We start from the raw sequence: 14,596 nt of genomic DNA, 5'->3' as shown, positions 1-14,596 counted from the left end.
TACCACAAGGTTGCCCTTGGTCAAACCACCGGCTGCCGGCCGTGCGTCCGGCCAGCCAAGCCGATCAGAAGCGAACCACCGCCGCGCCCCAGGTGAAGCCGCCGCCCATCGCCTCGAGGACGATCAGGTCGCCGCGCCGGATGCGGCCATCGCGGACCGCCGTATCGAGCGCCAGCGGGACGGAAGCCGCCGAGGTATTGGCGTGCTGGTCGACGGTGACGACGACCTTCTCCGGTGCGAGGCCGAGCTTGCGCGCGGTCGCTTCCAGGATGCGGGCGTTCGCCTGGTGCGGCACCACCCAATCCACATCTGCGGAGGTGAGCCCAGCCGTTCCGAGCGACTCCTCCATTACCTGCGCCAGGTTGACCACCGCGTGGCGGAAGACCTCCCGCCCCTTCATCCGCAGCTTGCCGACCGTACCCGTGGTGGAGGGGCCTCCGTCGACATAGAGCAGACCGTTGTGGCGGCCGTCGGCGTGAAGCTTGGTCGCGAGGATACCCGGCGCGTCCGCATCCTCGGATTCGCGGGCTTCGAGCACCACGGCGCCGGCACCGTCGCCGAACAGCACGCAGGTCGCGCGATCTTCCCAATCCAGGATGCGGCTGAACGTCTCCGCGCCGATAACCAGCGCGCGCTGATGTGCACCGGCGCGGATCATGCTGTCCGCGACCTGCACCGCATAGAGAAAGCCGGAGCACACCGCCGCCACATCGAAGGCGACGCAGTCGTTGACGCCGAGCGCTGCTTGGACCGTCGTTGCGGTCGCGGGGAAGGTCTGGTCGGGCGTGGCGGTCGCAAGGACGATCAGGTCGATCGCGTTCGGCTCGAGACCGGCTGCCGCGATCGCCTTGCTTGCCGCCTCGATCGCGAGCGACGAGGTCGTCTCGCCTTCCTCGGCGATGTGGCGGAAACGGATGCCGGTCCGTTCGACGATCCATTCGTCCGTCGTCTCGACCCGCTCCGCAAGCTCGGCGTTGGAGACGCGGCGCTTGGGAAGGGCGGAGCCGGTGCCGGCGATCACGGAGCGACGAATCATGCGGCCTTCGCTTCGATCGCTGCCAGGTCCTCAGCGATCCGATGGGTTAGGTTGTTGCGCACCAGCTTGGCCGCGACCTCGATCGCGTTCGAGACGCCGGTGGCGTTCGCACCGCCATGGCTCTTCACCACCAAGCCGTTCAAGCCCAGGAAGATCGCGCCATTGTGATTGTTCGGGTCGAGGTGATGCCGCAGCAGGTCGGTCGCGGGCTTGGAGATCAGGAAACCGACCTTGGAGCGGACCGAACTGCGGAAGGCGCGCTTGAGCAGGTCCGCCACGAAGCGGGCGGTACCCTCGGCAGTCTTGAGCGCGATGTTGCCCGAGAAGCCGTCGCACACCACCACGTCCACTTCGCCACGCGAGAGGCGGTCGCCCTCGATGTAGCCCGTGAAGGTGAGCGGCAGGTGGGTGGAGGCACGGATCGCCGCAGCCGCATCGCGGACGCTGTCGATGCCCTTCATGTCCTCGGTGCCGATGTTGAGCAGCGCGACGCGCGGGCTCTCCAGGTCGAGCACGGCGCGGGCATAGGCAGCCCCCATCACCGCGAACTGGACGAGGTTGCGCGCATCGCACTCGGCATTGGCGCCGAGGTCGAGCATCACCAGGTCGTTCTCGCCCAGGCTCGGCAGCAGCGCTGCCAGCGCCGGACGATCGATGCCCGGCATGGTCCGCAGCGCGAGCTTGGCCATCGCCATCAACGCGCCGGTATTCCCGGACGAAACGGCGGCGGCTGCCCGGCCCTTCTTCACCAGATCGATGGCGATTCCCATCGACGTGGTGCGGGCGCGACGGATCGCCTGGCTCGGCTTGTCCGAAGACCCGACCAGTTCCGGCGCGTGGACGACCTCCGACGCAGCGGTGAGATTGGGGTGCGACTGGAGACCGGCGCGAATCGCCGTCTCGTCGCCCACCAGCAGGAACCGCAACCCGGGATTGCGGCGACGCGCCTGGGCGACGCCGGCAAGCATCACCGCAAGGCCCTCGTCACCGCCCATCGCATCGACGGCGATCCACGAGTCCTCGGCCACCACGCCAGCGCCTCCGTTTGCGGTCAGGCTCAGCCTTCGACCGAGATGATCTCGCGGCCGTTATAGTGACCGCAACCCGTGCACAGGTTGTGCGGGCGCTTCAGCTCGCCGCAGTTCGGGCACTCCTGGAACGACTCGATCGAGAGCGAGTCGTGCGCGCGCCGCATGCCCCGGCGGGAGGGCGAGGTCTTTCTCTTGGGAACTGCCATGTCGGCACCTTTACCGGAAATCTAAGGATCGTTGGCCGTGAAATACCCAAGTTTCGATCGGGCAAGCAGTGCCGGGCGACCGGCCGCTCGCCGGACCGGCAGCATGGGCCATGTCACGAAGCGAGCCGCGCCTATAGCGTTTTTGGCAGTGGTTGCAAGCTTGTGGCGGGAACGCGCCTCAGCGGCCGTCCGCAACTCCCCTGCCGGCCAGCACCGAATCGGCGACAAAGGGATTGGTCTGCCGCTCCTGCTCGAAGCGCCCGGGCTGCCCGTGACCGGGGATGAAGCTCGTATCATCGCCCATCGGCCACAGCTTGGTGACGATCGAGTCGATCAGCGCCTCGTGATTCGAAAGCGGGAAGTCCGTCCGGCCGACCGAGCCCGCGAACAGCACATCGCCCACCAGCGCGAACTTGGTGCCGGGATGGTGGAAGACGACGTGACCCGGGGTGTGTCCGGGCGTCTCGTACACGTCGAACGCAACCTCCCCCACCGTCACCTGGTCGCCTTCGACCAGCCAGCGATCGGGTTCGAACGGCACCCCGCGCAGGCCCCATCGCTTGCCGTCTTCATCCAGGCGCGCGATCCAGAACCGATCCGCCTCATGGGGCCCCTCGATGGGCACGCCCAGCGCATCGGCCAGTGGCTTTGCCTCGCCACAATGGTCGATGTGGCCGTGGGTCAGCAGTATCTTCTCGATCGTGACGCCGTTCTGCTCGGCAGCCTGGCGAAGCCGGTCGAGGTCGCCGCCGGGATCGACAAAGGCGCCCCGCATCGTCCTGGTACACCACAGCAGCGTGCAGTTCTGCTGGAGCGGCGTCACCGGCACGATCGCCGCACGGATGGGAGAAGGCGTCATCCGGACGGGATAGGCGCGCATGCGGGCTTGCGGCAAGCGCCGCGCCGCTGCAATCCGCGAGGGGATGCTCTTGCACGACGCCACGCCCTTCGTCCTCCTGGACGATGCCCGCCCCGGCGGGACTGCCCGGCTGTACCGGAACCCGCGTGCCGTCGTGCAGGCGGATACTCCCGCGGACGTGGCGCCGCTGCTGCAGGCGCTGGATGGTGCCCAGGAAGAGGGTCGGGCAGTTGCGGGCTTCCTGAGCTACGAAGCCGGGCGGGTCATCGAGGGCATGGCAGCCGCCCCTGCCGGCGCGCTGCCGCTTGGCTGGTTCGGCATCTTCGACGCGCACGAGCAGCTGGATGCCGATGCGCTCGCTGCCCTGCTTCCGGACCCCGCCGGCGCCTGGATCGGCACGCCCGAGCCCGAACTCGACTATGCCGGCTATGCCGAGGCGTTCGATCGCGTCCGGGGGTGGATCGAAGCAGGCGACATCTATCAGGCCAACCTGACCTTCCGCGCGACCGCTCCCGTTCTGGGGGACCCGCGCGCGCTCTATGCCGCGATCCGGCCGCGCGCAGCGGCAGGGCATGGCGCGCTGGTGTGGACGGGTGCCGACTGGCTGCTCTCCTTCTCTCCGGAACTGTTCTTCCGGATCGAGGGCACCACCGTTTCCGCCCGGCCGATGAAGGGAACCGCCCGCCGGGACCCGGATCCGGTCCGCGACGCAGCCGCCGCAGCGGCCCTTGCCGAGGATCCCAAACAGCGCGCCGAGAATCTGATGATTCTCGACCTGTTGCGCAACGACATCGCCCGTGTGGCGGTCGCCGGCAGCGTGGAAGTTCCCGAACGCTTTGTGGTCGAGCGCTACCCGACGGTGCACCAGATGGTCTCCAGCGTGCGCGGCATCCTGGCTCCCGGCAGCAGCCCGGCCCAGGCGCTGGCGGCGCTGTTCCCCTGCGGCTCCGTGACCGGCGCACCGAAGCGCCGGGCGATGGAGGTGATCGAGGCGGTGGAGCGATCGCCGCGCGGTGTCTACACCGGCGCGATCGGCCGCATCGACGCGAATGGCGACGCTGCGTTCAACGTCGCCATTCGGACCCTCCACCTGAAACCCGATGCAGAGGCCGCGACGCTGGGGCTCGGCTCTGGTGTGGTCGCCGATTCGACGCCTGCATCCGAATGGCGCGAGTGCCACGACAAGGCGCGGTTCCTGGTCAACGGCCAGCGGCGATTCGATCTGATCGAGACCATGGCGTTCGACCCGCACCGGGGCATCCCGCTGCTCGAGCGACACCTGGAGCGCCTGAAGGCAAGCGCACGACGCCTGGGCTTCGCCTTTGATCGCCATGCCGCGCGCAACGAACTGCAAGCGGCCACCTTCCGGCTGGAGCAACCGTCGCGCGTACGGCTGCTGCTGTCGCCGAGCGGCGCGATCGCCGTCGAGGCAGGACCGCTGCCGCCGGCGCCCTCCGAGCCGGTTTCCATCGCATTGGTACCGCTGCCGGCGTCGCCGGCCGATTTTCGCCTGCGCCACAAGACGAGCGACCGCCGTTTCTATGACGCCGCGCGCCAAGGGTCCGGCTGCTTCGACGTGGCGTTCGTCGCCCCCGACGGACAGGTCACGGAAGGCAGCTTCACCTCGATCTTCGTCGAGCGCGACGGCCTGCTTCATACGCCGCCGCTCTCCGCCGGGCTGCTGCCGGGGGCGTTGCGGGCGGAGTTGCTTGGCACGGGCCGGGCGGTCGAGGCGGTCGTGCGGCCCGCCCACCTCGCGCAAGGTTTTTACGTCGGCAATGCCGTTCGCGGACTTATTCGTGCGCGGTTGGTTGCGGAGCCCCCCTCCCCCCGCTAAGGCGCCAGCGCCTTTTCTCCAGCGGGAATTCCGATGAAGACCTCTGCCGCGCTCGACCGTATCAGCCCCTCGCCCACGCTCGCCATCACCTCCAAGGTGCTCGAGCTCAAGCGCCAGGGCGTCGATGTGATCGGGCTGGGCGCAGGCGAGCCCGACTTCGACACGCCCGACTTCGTCAAGGAAGCGGCGATCGAGGCGATCCGCGCGGGCAAGACGAAATACACCAACGTCGACGGCACGGCCGAGCTGAAGGAGGCGATCGTCGCCAAGTTCAAGCGCGACAACGGCCTCGACTATGCCGTCAGCCAGATCAGCGTGAACGTGGGCGGCAAGCACACGCTGTTCAACGCGATGGTGGCGACGGTGAACCCGGGCGACGAGGTGATCGTGCCGGCCCCCTATTGGGTGAGCTATCCCGACGTGGTGCAGTTCGCCGGCGGCACGCCGGTGGTGGTGCAGGCGGGTGCCGACCAGGGCTACAAGCTGCGTCCCGAGCAGCTGGAGGCGGCGATCACCCAGCGCACCAAGTGGGTGATCCTCAACTCGCCGTCCAACCCGACGGGTGCGGCCTATACGGTCGAGGAACTACGCGCGCTCGGCCAGGTGCTCGAGCGCCATCCGCATGTCTGGGTGTTCGCCGACGACATGTACGAGCACATCCTCTACGACGATTTCCAGTTCGCCACGATCGCGCAGGTGTGCCCGTCGCTCTACGAGCGCGTGCTGACCGTGAACGGCTGTTCCAAGGCCTATGCGATGACCGGCTGGCGGATCGGCTTCGCCGCCGGCGCACCCTGGCTCATCAAGGCGATGTCGAAGCTGCAGTCGCAATCGACCTCGAACCCCTGCTCGATCGCACAGGCGGCGGCGGTGGCCGCGCTCAACGGCGACCGGGGCTTCTTGAAGGATCGCGCCGCGGCGTTCCAGAAGCGCCGTGACCTGGTCGTGGGCATGCTGAACGCGATCGACGGCGTGACCTGCCCTACCCCCGAAGGCGCCTTCTACGTCTATCCCGAAGTGTCGGGGCTGATCGGCAAGACCGCACCCAATGGCCAGGTAATCGCTACCGACGAGGATTTCGCCGGCTATCTGCTGTCGGACGCCAAGGTCGCGGTGGTGCACGGCGCGGCCTTCGGCCTCTCGCCTGCGATGCGGATCAGCTACGCGACCTCGGAAGACGTGCTGCGCGAGGCGTGCTCGCGCATCCAGGCGGCCTGCGCGGCGCTGCGCTAAGAGGCGCTCGCTCCAGCTTTTTTCCGCCGCGTCCCGACGCGGCGGAACTTCTTTGCACCGCAGCGTTTCGCGCGCGTGGCTTGCGAAGCCGCGTCGCCGATGCCAACTGGCGATGAACGGCACGGCCAGCCCCGGTTCAGCCCCGGCGGCCTATCCCCGAACAGCGAACGACACGGAGTCGCAAGCAACTGCAGTCCGCAGCTGCTCGCGACACGGCAATGGAACGACTCTGATGACGCAGAACAAGCCCCGCCCCGGTTTCTTCCGGCTTTTCCTCAGCGGCTTCGCGCTTGGCGCCGTAGCGCTGGTGAGCGTGCAGGTCGCGCAGCCGGCGCAGGCATCCTCCTGGGACGCGCCGGTCGAAGCCACGAACTGATCTCCAGGTGGCGCCCTTGCCCCTGTTGATCGGCAAGGACGCCCCCATATTCGCGGCATGCGCCGCATCTCTGCCCTGATCCTCCCTGCAGCCCTCGGGCTCGGTGGTCCCGCCCACGCCGAACGCGCAGTCCCGATACCGGCCGTCGAACATGAGAGCCCCTCCAGCGGCAGCCGTGCGGTCGCCGTGTTCGCAGGAGGCTGCTTCTGGGGACTGGAGGCGGTGTTCGAGCAGGTGAAGGGCGTTTCTTCCGTAATCAACGGCTATGCCGGCGGCACGCGGGCGACCGCCACCTACGCGCAGGTCTCGACCGAGCGCACCGGCCATGCCGAGGCGGTTCGCATCACCTATGATCCGCGCGTCGTCAGCTACGGGACGCTGCTGCGCGTCTTCTTCTCGGTTGCGCACGATCCCACGCAGCGCGATCGCCAGGGCCCCGACCGCGGCCCCAGCTATCGTTCCGCCATCTTTCCCCAAGACGCCGGGCAGCGTGCGACGGCCATCCGCTACATCCGGCAGCTGGACGCCGCGAAGCGCTTTCCCGGACCGATCGCCACCCGCATCGAAACAGGTAGGTTCTTCCCGGCGGAGGGCTATCACCAGGATTTCGCCCGCCGCAATCCGCGCTATCCGTACATCGTGCGCTGGGATGCACCCAAGGTAGCGGCCTTTCGCGCCGCCTTTCCTACTCTCGCGCGCTGAGGCTCAGATCAGCGCGAGCGCCGACAGTTCGCCGATGAGCCGCGGCGGCAGCTCGGCAATGCCTGCGCTGCCCTGGCCAAGATCCGGCGGCGCATCGGCTGCCTCCAGATAGCGCCAGCCTTGGTGCGCGCGCTTGGGGCGCGCCTGGACCAGCACAAGGTCGGCCGCGAGATGAATCGCCACCCGTCCTCCCTCCGCCTCGCCGAAACCCAGGATCGGCGACCGCGCGACCAGCTGGTGCTTGAGGATCCAGAACAGCGATCCGCCTTCGATCTCGGCGGCGCGCTTGGGCAGGTAGCGCGTCGTCAGCGCCCCACCCTCGGCCGCGCGCAGGCGCAGCCGTTCGGCGAGGTGATCGACGCTTTCGATCGCGAACGCGACCTTGGTGAGATGAAGTGGCACGCCGTGGATCTGGGGATTGAAGCGATGGCGCTCAAGTCAGCCGGTGAGCCCGGCCACCGTCGCCAGGCCGAGGAAGGCCAGGAAGCCCATCGAGTCGGTGGTCATGGTCACGAACACGGACGAGGCCACGGCCGGATCGGCACCGAAGCGCTCGAGGGTCAGCGGCACCAGAACCCCGGCCAGGCCCGCGATCAGGATGTTCGTCATCATCGCTGCGCCGATCACGGCACCCAGCCAGGGATTGCCGAACACCAGGCTCACGCCAATGCCGATCAGCAGGGCGATGGTGGCGCCGTTCATCAGCGCCACCTGGATCTCGCGCAGGATCGATCGCACCGTGTTCGACTGGGTGAGTTGGTTGGTCGCAAGCGCGCGCACCGTCACCGCCATGGTCTGGGTGCCAGCGTTGCCGCCAACGCCCGCCACGATCGGCATCAGCGTCGCCAGAGCGACCATCCGCGCGATCGTATCCTCGAACAGCGCGATGATGGTGGAGGCGACCAGCGCGGTAAACAGGTTGGTGACCAGCCAGCGTACGCGGGTGCGATAGCTTTCCAGCACCGGCTGGTTGATGTCGCCCTCGCCCGCACCCGACAGCAACAACGCGTCCTCGCCGGCTTCTTCCTGGATGATGTGGACGATGTCATCGACGGTGATGACGCCGACCAAACGACCGCTGCCATCGACGACGGCGGCCGAAATCAGCGCGTATTTCTGGAAGCGTAGCGCCACCTCTTCCTGGTCCATGTCGACGGGGATCAGCGTCTGCTCGCGCTTCATCACGTCGCTGACCGAGACCGAACGCGGCGAGCGCAGGATCCAGGACAGCTGGCAGGTACCGACCGGGCGATGCGCCGGATCGACGACGAAAATCTCCCAGAAATCGGTGGCCAGCGACTCGCTGCCACGCAGGAAGTCGAGCACGTCGCCGACGCTCCAATGCTCGGGCACCGCGATCAGCTCGCGCTGCATTAGGCGGCCGGCCGATTCCTCGGGGTAGCTCAGCGCCTCCTCGATTGCCGCGCGATCGTCCGGGTCGAGCGCGCGCAGCACCGCGCGCTGGTCCGTCTCGTCCAGGTCCTCGATGATCGCGACCGCGTCGTCGGTATCGAGTTCGGCGGCGAGATCCGCGACCTGGTGCGGTTCGAGCGACTCGATCAGCGCATCGCGGACCCAGTCGTTCATCTCGGCCAGCACGTCGCCGTCCAGGCGATCGGCCACGGCGGAGGCGAGCGCCGGGCGTTGTTCGCCCGGCACCAGCTCGAACAGGTCGGCCAGGTCGGCCGGGTGCAGCGGCTCGACCAACGCGCGCACCGTTTCGACATCGTCCGCTTCGACCGCATCGAGCACCGCGGAGACGAACTCGGGCTTCAGCCGGTCGTCGGCGTCGAGTTCACTTTCGGCGATGTCGTGGGCGGGAAGCTCGGTCTCGCTCATGGCTCGGCTCCCCTCGCTGGCGTTGCGCGCCCGCTCTAGCGGCGGTGGCCGCGGTTGCAACCTCCAGGCCGCGGCTCTACGGACGGCATTCCCTATTTTTCCTGATTTCCGGAGCGTTTATGTCCGATCTTCCCAGCACGCTCGTGATGACGCTCGACACGGGCGAAGTGCGTATCCGGCTGCGTCCGGACCTGGCCCCCAAGCACGTCGAGCGCATCACCAAGCTCGCCGACAGCGGCTTCTACGACAACGTCGTGTTCCATCGCGTGATCGCGGGCTTCATGGCGCAGGGCGGCGATCCGACCGGCACCGGCACCAGCGGCTCCAAGGAGCCGAACCTGCCGGCCGAGTTCAGCCGCGAGCCGCACGTCCGCGGCACCTGCTCGATGGCGCGCACGATGGATCCGAACTCGGCCAATAGCCAGTTCTTCATCTGCTTCGACGACGCCCGCTTCCTGGACGGCCAGTACACCGTCTGGGGTGAAGTGATCGAAGGCATGGATGCCGTCGACGCGCTGCCCAAGGGCGAGCCGCCGCGCCAGCCCGGCAAGATCCTCAAGGCCCGCAGCGAGGCCTGATCCAGAAGGCCGGTCGCCCGGGGGGCGGCCGGCTTTTTCTTGGCCTCCAGGTCGTGGGTATTGTCCCCGCGAAGTCGGGAAGCCGTCCGGTGGCCCCTGCCCACGTCAGGGGCACGGCCGCGAGCTCTCGCTAGATATTCTGCGCGCCCAGCGCTTCGATCAGCCAGTCGTGGAACAGCCGCGCCGGCTCCTGCTGCATCATGCGGGGGCGGCACACGAACCAGTGGCTGTAGGTGCTCTCCACCGACATATCGAATAGCCGGACGAGCCGCGCATCGCGTGCCTCCTCGAAATGCGATTCGAGCATGAAGGCGACGCCCAGCCCCTGCGCCGCCGCCTCCAGCATCAACGCACCGGAATCGAAGAAGTCCGTCGCCGCCGGCTCCAGATAGGGAAGTCCGGCCGCTTGCCGCCAGTCGGTGAAGGTGTCCGGCATGTCGCGATGGATCAGCGCGGTGAGCTTGGACAGCTGCTTGGGATCGGTCAGCGGCATTTCCTCCACCAGAGCGCGCGACGCGATCGCATAGACGCGGTTCCGGTCCAGGCGCCGCGAGTAGAGCGCCGGGTCGATGGTGTGGCCAAGCACGATGCCGACGTCGATGCCGTCACCGAGCCGAGCAAGGCTGTGCCCCGCCGTATCGACGTCGAGATGGAGCTCCGGATGGCGCCGCTTGAGATCACCAAGGCGCGGCATCAGCTTCTGAGTCGCGAACAGCGGCAGGACGCCCAGTCGAAGGCGCAGCAGGTCCGACCCCGCCGACATCCGCTCCACGGCGTCCGAGAGCGTATCGAGCGCATGCGAGATCATTCCCAGCAACCGCTCGCCGTCGTGGTTGAGGCGGAGTGCCTGGTGCCGCCGCTCGAACAGCGGCTTGCCGATGAAGCGCTCAAGCGCCTGAACCCGCCGGCTGAGCGCGGGACTCGACAAGGCAAGCTCCTCGGCCGCTGCCTTGATCGATCCAAGTCGGGCGACGTGCACGAATGCTTCGATCGCCGTGAGAGGAGGAAGCCGCCGCATCTGCTCCTGCCTTGTTGTTGCACCGCATCATAACCGTACCGCGCGATGGCGCTACCACCGCCGCGCACGAAGGGAATTAGCTCTTCGATTGCAGATTCTGCAACCGCGATATTTTCTTTCGCATTTGCACAAAAAAGCTCTGCACCGCATACGGAACAGGCCTTTCAGGCATCCTCTCCTAAACCTTTCACGGCCGGTCCTTGCGATCGGCCTTTTTTTTGCGCCTTGCCCGGCGAACCCTCGATCCTATCTCCCGCACTCGTTTCGAGAAGGTGAAAGGATGCCGATGGCCGACGACGACTCGCAAGCGCGCCGGATACAGGTGGCGAATTCGCGGCCTGAGGACAGCGGTCGCGGCATTGCGCACCTTCCCCGTGCCCTGATGACCTCGCTCGGCCTTGCCGAGGGAGACGTGGTCGAGATCGTCGGCAAGCGGACGACACCCGCCCGCGCGGTCGGCCCCTATGGCGAGGACGAGGGCCTCGATCTGGTCCGGCTGGACGGCCTGCAGCGGGCGAACGCCGGCGTGGGCGCGGGCGACTTCGTCGAGGTGCGGCGTGTCGAATCGAAGCCGGCCACGCGGGTGGTGTTCGCGCCCGCCCAGCAGAACCTGCGCCTTCAGGGGTCCAGCAATGCGCTGAAGCGCACCTTTTTCGGAAGGCCCATCTGCCAGGGCGACGTGGTGGCGACCGCCGGACACCAGCGCGTGACGGACCCTGCCATCCAGCGCTTCGTCAACGCCCCCGCCTATGCGCTGCAGGAAATCCGCCTCGCCGTTGTGTCCTCGACTCCCAAGGGCGTCGTGCACATCGACGAGAACACCGAAATCGAGCTGCGGCCCGAATATGAGGAGCCGCGCGAGGTGCGCCGCGCCGACGTCACCTATGACGACATCGGCGGCATGGCCGGCACCATCGACCAGCTGCGGGAAATGGTCGAACTGCCGCTGCGCTATCCGGAGCTGTTCCAGCGCCTGGGCGTCGATCCGCCCAAGGGCGTGTTGCTCCATGGGCCGCCCGGCACCGGCAAGACGCGCCTGGCGCGCGCGGTCGCCAACGAGAGCGATGCCGACTTCTTCCTGATCAACGGGCCCGAGATCATGGGCTCGGCCTATGGCGAGTCGGAAAAGCGGCTGCGCGAGGTGTTCGAGGAAGCGAGCCAGAACGCACCCTCGATCGTGTTCATCGACGAGATCGACTCGATCGCGCCCAAGCGCGGGCAGGTGTCGGGCGAGGCCGAGAAGCGGCTCGTGGCGCAGTTGCTGACGCTGATGGACGGGCTGGAAGCGCGCGCGAATGTCGTGGTGATCGCCGCGACCAACCGGCCGGAGGCGATCGACGAGGCGCTGCGGCGCCCAGGCCGCTTCGACCGCGAGATCGTGGTCGGCGTGCCCGACGAGCGCGGCCGTCGCGAGATCCTGGGCATCCACACCCGCGGCATGCCGTTGGGCGAGGGGGTCGACCTCACCGAACTGGCGCGGACCACCTATGGCTTCGTCGGCGCGGACCTGGCGGCGCTCACCCGCGAGGCGGCGATCGAGGCGGTGCGGCGGATCATGCCGAAGCTCAACCTGTCGGAGCAGACGATTCCGGCAGAGGTACTCGACACGCTGTCGGTCGGCCGCGACGACTTTCTGGAGGCGCTGAAGCGCGTCCAGCCCTCGGCGATGCGCGAGGTGATGGTGCAGGCACCCCAGGTACGCTGGGAGGATGTCGGCGGGCTGGACGAGGCGCAGATGCGCCTGAAGGAAGGCGTCGAGCTGCCGCTCAAGTCGCCTGACGCGTTCCGCCGGCTGGGCATCCGTCCGGCCAAGGGCTTCCTGCTCTATGGCCCGCCGGGCACCGGCAAGACGCTGCTCGCCAAGGCGGTCGCACGCGAGGCGGAGGCGAACTTCATCGCCACCAAGTCGAGCGACCTGCTGTCGAAATGGTATGGCGAAAGCGAGCAGCAGATCGCGCGGCTGTTCGCCCGTGCCCGCCAGGTCGCGCCGTGCGTGATCTTCATCGACGAGCTCGACAGCCTGGTGCCTGCACGGGGCGGCGGCATGGGCGAGCCGCAGGTCACGGAGCGGGTGGTGAACACCATCCTGGCCGAGATGGACGGACTCGAAGAGCTCCAGTCGGTGGTGGTGATCGGGGCGACCAACCGGCCGAACCTGGTCGACCCGGCGCTGCTGCGCCCCGGCCGCTTCGACGAACTGGTCTATGTCGGGGTGCCGGATCAGGCTGGGCGGCGGCGGATCCTGTCGATCCAGACCGAGAAGATGCCGATCGGCGAGGATGTCGACCTGGATGCGATCGCGGCCGAGACCGAGCGCTTCACCGGTGCGGACCTGGAGGATGTGGTGCGGCGCGCGGGCCTGATGGCGCTGCGCGAGTCACTCTCCAACACCTCCGTGGGCATGTCCCATTTCCGCCAGGCGCTCGGCGAGTCGCGCGCCTCGGTCACCGCGGAAATGGAGCAGGAGTATCGGCAGATGTCCGCCAAGCTGAAGCAGGACGCGGTCGCGATTCAGCCGATCGGCTTCATCGCTCCCGGAATGGTACAGCCGCGCGGCGAGAAGCAGTAATGGGACCGCGCGCCGCCTCCTGCACGGAAGCGGCGCGCGCCTTCCTTGGAAGGGCGTCGTTCGCCGCGCTGTGATACCGCATCGCGTCACGACGAAACCGTTCGGCTTGCATCTTCGTTTCGGTTTTGCGACGACAACTTCGACGCGGCTGCGGCCGCCCCGCCCAAGGATTTCCATGAACACCAGTTCCACCACCGCCAGCCGACGGAGCCCCAAGCGCGTTCCTTCCCCGGCGGGCATGTTCCTGCGCGGATTCGTCAAGCATCCGGTGATGGTGGGGTCGGTGATCCCCTCTTCGGGCAAGCTGATCCGCAAGATGCTGGCACCGGTCGACTGGGCCAACACCAAGGTGTTTGTCGAATATGGCCCGGGCGTGGGCACCTTCTGCCGCCCGATCCTGGAACGGATGGCACCGGACGCGCAGCTGATCGCGATCGATACCAACCCCGAGTTCATCGACTACCTGAACGGTACGATCCTCGACTCGCGCTTCTCGGCGGTGCACGCCTCTGCGGCCGACGTGGTCCAGATCGTCGCCGACCACGGGCATGCCCATGCGGACTATGTGCTGTCCGGCCTGCCGTTTTCGACCCTGCCGCCGGGCATCGGCGACAAGATCGCCACTGCCACCGCAGAGGTGTTGCGGCCGGGCGGTGCGTTCCTGGTCTATCAGTTCAGCCCCAAGGTCCGCGACTTCCTCTCGCCCAATTTCGAGCGGATCGACCATGACATGGAGTGGTGGAACGTGCCGCCGGCGCAGCTGTATTGGGCCTGGAAGGACTGAGCCTTCAGAGCGCTGCCCTTCCCGCGCTGAGGTTCCCGAGGGGCCGCGTGCACAGCCACGCGGCCCCTCGTCAATTCCACTGGTTGACGCGGGGCCAGGGGCACAACACATCTAGGTTCATGGACTATCTGAACCTGTCGGAATCCGAGTGGCGCAAGCGACTGTCGCCCCAAGCCTATCATGTGCTGCGGGAGGCGGGGACCGAGCGCGCCTTTGCCGGCCATTACAACGACAACAAGGCCGACGGCATCTATCGCTGCGCCGGATGCAGCAACGAGCTGTTCGACAGCCTCGACAAATATGATTCCGGGTCCGGTTGGCCGAGCTTCACGCAGCCGATCGCCGAGGATCGGGTGACCAACCACAGCGATACCAGCCACGGTATGCGTCGCGTGGAAACGCGCTGCGCGCGCTGCGACGGGCATCTGGGCCATGTCTTTCCGGACGGCCCGCCGCCCACTGGTCTGCGCTATTGCATGAACTCGGTCGCGCTCGACTTCCGCCCACGCGCGCAAAGCGGCGGCTGAT

General features: G+C 67.6%; 15 protein-coding genes. 8 read left to right on the top strand and 7 right to left on the bottom strand.

Features of this window, described 5'->3' with window-relative positions; translation table 11 throughout:
* Positions 1 to 64: 64 nt before the first annotated feature.
* The 4 genes from EDF69_RS02615 to EDF69_RS02600 all read right to left on the bottom strand — a co-directional run bounded on the left by EDF69_RS02615 (position 65) and on the right by EDF69_RS02600 (position 3,132).
* Entirely contained in the window at positions 65 to 1,036 is a 972-nt protein-coding gene (locus EDF69_RS02615; protein ID WP_204991292.1) for a beta-ketoacyl-ACP synthase III, read from the bottom strand.
* Positions 1,033 to 2,064 carry a phosphate acyltransferase PlsX gene (gene plsX / locus EDF69_RS02610; RefSeq protein WP_132882985.1) on the bottom strand — a complete coding sequence of 344 codons (1,032 nt, stop codon included), beginning with the start codon at positions 2,062 to 2,064 and terminating at the stop codon, positions 1,033 to 1,035. The genes EDF69_RS02615 and plsX overlap by 4 nt, the downstream gene beginning before the upstream one ends.
* 29 nt (positions 2,065 to 2,093) lie before the next feature.
* Positions 2,094 to 2,273 (bottom strand): 50S ribosomal protein L32, encoded by a 180-nt coding sequence (gene rpmF, locus EDF69_RS02605; RefSeq protein WP_132882984.1) that lies wholly within the window; start codon positions 2,271 to 2,273, stop codon positions 2,094 to 2,096.
* Between the two features lie 178 nt (positions 2,274 to 2,451).
* Positions 2,452 to 3,132, bottom strand: coding sequence for an MBL fold metallo-hydrolase (locus EDF69_RS02600; protein ID WP_132882983.1), 681 nt, complete (start codon positions 3,130 to 3,132; stop codon positions 2,452 to 2,454).
* A 64-nt stretch (positions 3,133 to 3,196) separates the two neighbouring features.
* Between EDF69_RS02600 and pabB the strand changes: the two genes are divergently transcribed.
* The 4 genes from pabB (at position 3,197) to msrA (ending at position 7,280) form a co-directional block, all read left to right on the top strand.
* The gene (gene pabB / locus EDF69_RS02595; protein WP_132882982.1) at positions 3,197 to 4,969 is read left to right on the top strand and encodes an aminodeoxychorismate synthase component I; all 1,773 of its coding nucleotides are present in this window, start codon (positions 3,197 to 3,199) and stop codon (positions 4,967 to 4,969) included.
* A gap of 33 nt (positions 4,970 to 5,002) precedes the next feature.
* A complete protein-coding gene (locus tag EDF69_RS02590) occupies positions 5,003 to 6,202 on the top strand; it encodes a pyridoxal phosphate-dependent aminotransferase (RefSeq protein ID WP_132882981.1) in 1,200 nt (399 codons plus the stop codon).
* Between the two features lie 232 nt (positions 6,203 to 6,434).
* Positions 6,435 to 6,578 (top strand): hypothetical protein, encoded by a 144-nt coding sequence (locus tag EDF69_RS02585; RefSeq protein ID WP_164521222.1) that lies wholly within the window; start codon positions 6,435 to 6,437, stop codon positions 6,576 to 6,578.
* A gap of 57 nt (positions 6,579 to 6,635) precedes the next feature.
* On the top strand, positions 6,636 to 7,280 hold the full coding sequence (gene msrA, locus EDF69_RS02580) for a peptide-methionine (S)-S-oxide reductase MsrA (protein ID WP_132882980.1): 645 nt from the start codon (positions 6,636 to 6,638) through the stop codon (positions 7,278 to 7,280).
* A gap of 3 nt (positions 7,281 to 7,283) precedes the next feature.
* On the opposite strand, the gene EDF69_RS02575 is transcribed toward msrA, so the two are convergent.
* Positions 7,284 to 7,682: a DUF1489 family protein gene (locus tag EDF69_RS02575; protein WP_125960174.1), complete on the bottom strand. Its 399-nt coding sequence runs from the start codon at positions 7,680 to 7,682 to the stop codon at positions 7,284 to 7,286.
* Between the two features lie 36 nt (positions 7,683 to 7,718).
* On the bottom strand, positions 7,719 to 9,119 hold the full coding sequence (gene mgtE / locus EDF69_RS02570) for a magnesium transporter (protein WP_132882979.1): 1,401 nt from the start codon (positions 9,117 to 9,119) through the stop codon (positions 7,719 to 7,721).
* A gap of 119 nt (positions 9,120 to 9,238) precedes the next feature.
* On the opposite strand from mgtE, the gene EDF69_RS02565 reads away from it, so the two are divergent.
* Complete coding sequence (locus EDF69_RS02565) at positions 9,239 to 9,697, top strand: peptidylprolyl isomerase (RefSeq protein ID WP_129342715.1); 459 nt, start codon at positions 9,239 to 9,241, stop codon at positions 9,695 to 9,697.
* Between the two features lie 130 nt (positions 9,698 to 9,827).
* Here the strand turns inward: EDF69_RS02565 and EDF69_RS02560 are convergent, their stop codons facing one another.
* On the bottom strand, positions 9,828 to 10,715 hold the full coding sequence (locus tag EDF69_RS02560; RefSeq protein WP_125960177.1) for a LysR substrate-binding domain-containing protein: 888 nt from the start codon (positions 10,713 to 10,715) through the stop codon (positions 9,828 to 9,830).
* Positions 10,716 to 11,001: 286 nt separating this feature from the next.
* On the opposite strand from EDF69_RS02560, the gene EDF69_RS02555 reads away from it, so the two are divergent.
* From EDF69_RS02555 to msrB, 3 genes are all read left to right on the top strand, one after another.
* Positions 11,002 to 13,284: a CDC48 family AAA ATPase gene (locus tag EDF69_RS02555; RefSeq protein WP_132882978.1), complete on the top strand. Its 2,283-nt coding sequence runs from the start codon at positions 11,002 to 11,004 to the stop codon at positions 13,282 to 13,284.
* 175 nt (positions 13,285 to 13,459) lie between these two features.
* Complete coding sequence (locus EDF69_RS02550) at positions 13,460 to 14,068, top strand: class I SAM-dependent methyltransferase (protein WP_239555258.1); 609 nt, start codon at positions 13,460 to 13,462, stop codon at positions 14,066 to 14,068.
* 119 nt (positions 14,069 to 14,187) lie between these two features.
* Positions 14,188 to 14,595 (top strand): peptide-methionine (R)-S-oxide reductase MsrB, encoded by a 408-nt coding sequence (gene msrB / locus EDF69_RS02545; protein ID WP_125960179.1) that lies wholly within the window; start codon positions 14,188 to 14,190, stop codon positions 14,593 to 14,595.
* The last annotated feature ends 1 nt before the right edge of the window (position 14,596 follow it).

The sequence above is a fragment of the Sphingomonas sp. JUb134 genome (assembly GCF_004341505.2).
Lineage (GTDB): Bacteria > Pseudomonadota > Alphaproteobacteria > Sphingomonadales > Sphingomonadaceae > Sphingomonas.
This window is presented reverse-complemented; position numbering and strand designations above follow the sequence as displayed.

What these genes read in the sequence shown, in the direction of transcription:
- EDF69_RS02590 (WP_132882981.1), top strand. Translation starts at nt 5,003, where the DNA reads ATGAAGACCTCTGCCGCGCTCGACCGTATCAGCCCCTCGCCCACGCTC.
- EDF69_RS02600 (WP_132882983.1), bottom strand. Translation starts at nt 3,132, where the DNA reads ATGACGCCTTCTCCCATCCGTGCGGCGATCGTGCCGGTGACGCCGCTC.
- pabB (WP_132882982.1), top strand. Translation starts at nt 3,197, where the DNA reads ATGCTCTTGCACGACGCCACGCCCTTCGTCCTCCTGGACGATGCCCGC.
- EDF69_RS02585 (WP_164521222.1), top strand. Translation starts at nt 6,435, where the DNA reads ATGACGCAGAACAAGCCCCGCCCCGGTTTCTTCCGGCTTTTCCTCAGC.
- rpmF (WP_132882984.1), bottom strand. Translation starts at nt 2,273, where the DNA reads ATGGCAGTTCCCAAGAGAAAGACCTCGCCCTCCCGCCGGGGCATGCGG.
- msrA (WP_132882980.1), top strand. Translation starts at nt 6,636, where the DNA reads ATGCGCCGCATCTCTGCCCTGATCCTCCCTGCAGCCCTCGGGCTCGGT.
- EDF69_RS02615 (WP_204991292.1), bottom strand. Translation starts at nt 1,036, where the DNA reads ATGATTCGTCGCTCCGTGATCGCCGGCACCGGCTCCGCCCTTCCCAAG.
- EDF69_RS02550 (WP_239555258.1), top strand. Translation starts at nt 13,460, where the DNA reads ATGAACACCAGTTCCACCACCGCCAGCCGACGGAGCCCCAAGCGCGTT.
- EDF69_RS02565 (WP_129342715.1), top strand. Translation starts at nt 9,239, where the DNA reads ATGTCCGATCTTCCCAGCACGCTCGTGATGACGCTCGACACGGGCGAA.
- EDF69_RS02555 (WP_132882978.1), top strand. Translation starts at nt 11,002, where the DNA reads ATGGCCGACGACGACTCGCAAGCGCGCCGGATACAGGTGGCGAATTCG.
- mgtE (WP_132882979.1), bottom strand. Translation starts at nt 9,119, where the DNA reads ATGAGCGAGACCGAGCTTCCCGCCCACGACATCGCCGAAAGTGAACTC.
- EDF69_RS02560 (WP_125960177.1), bottom strand. Translation starts at nt 10,715, where the DNA reads ATGCGGCGGCTTCCTCCTCTCACGGCGATCGAAGCATTCGTGCACGTC.
- msrB (WP_125960179.1), top strand. Translation starts at nt 14,188, where the DNA reads ATGGACTATCTGAACCTGTCGGAATCCGAGTGGCGCAAGCGACTGTCG.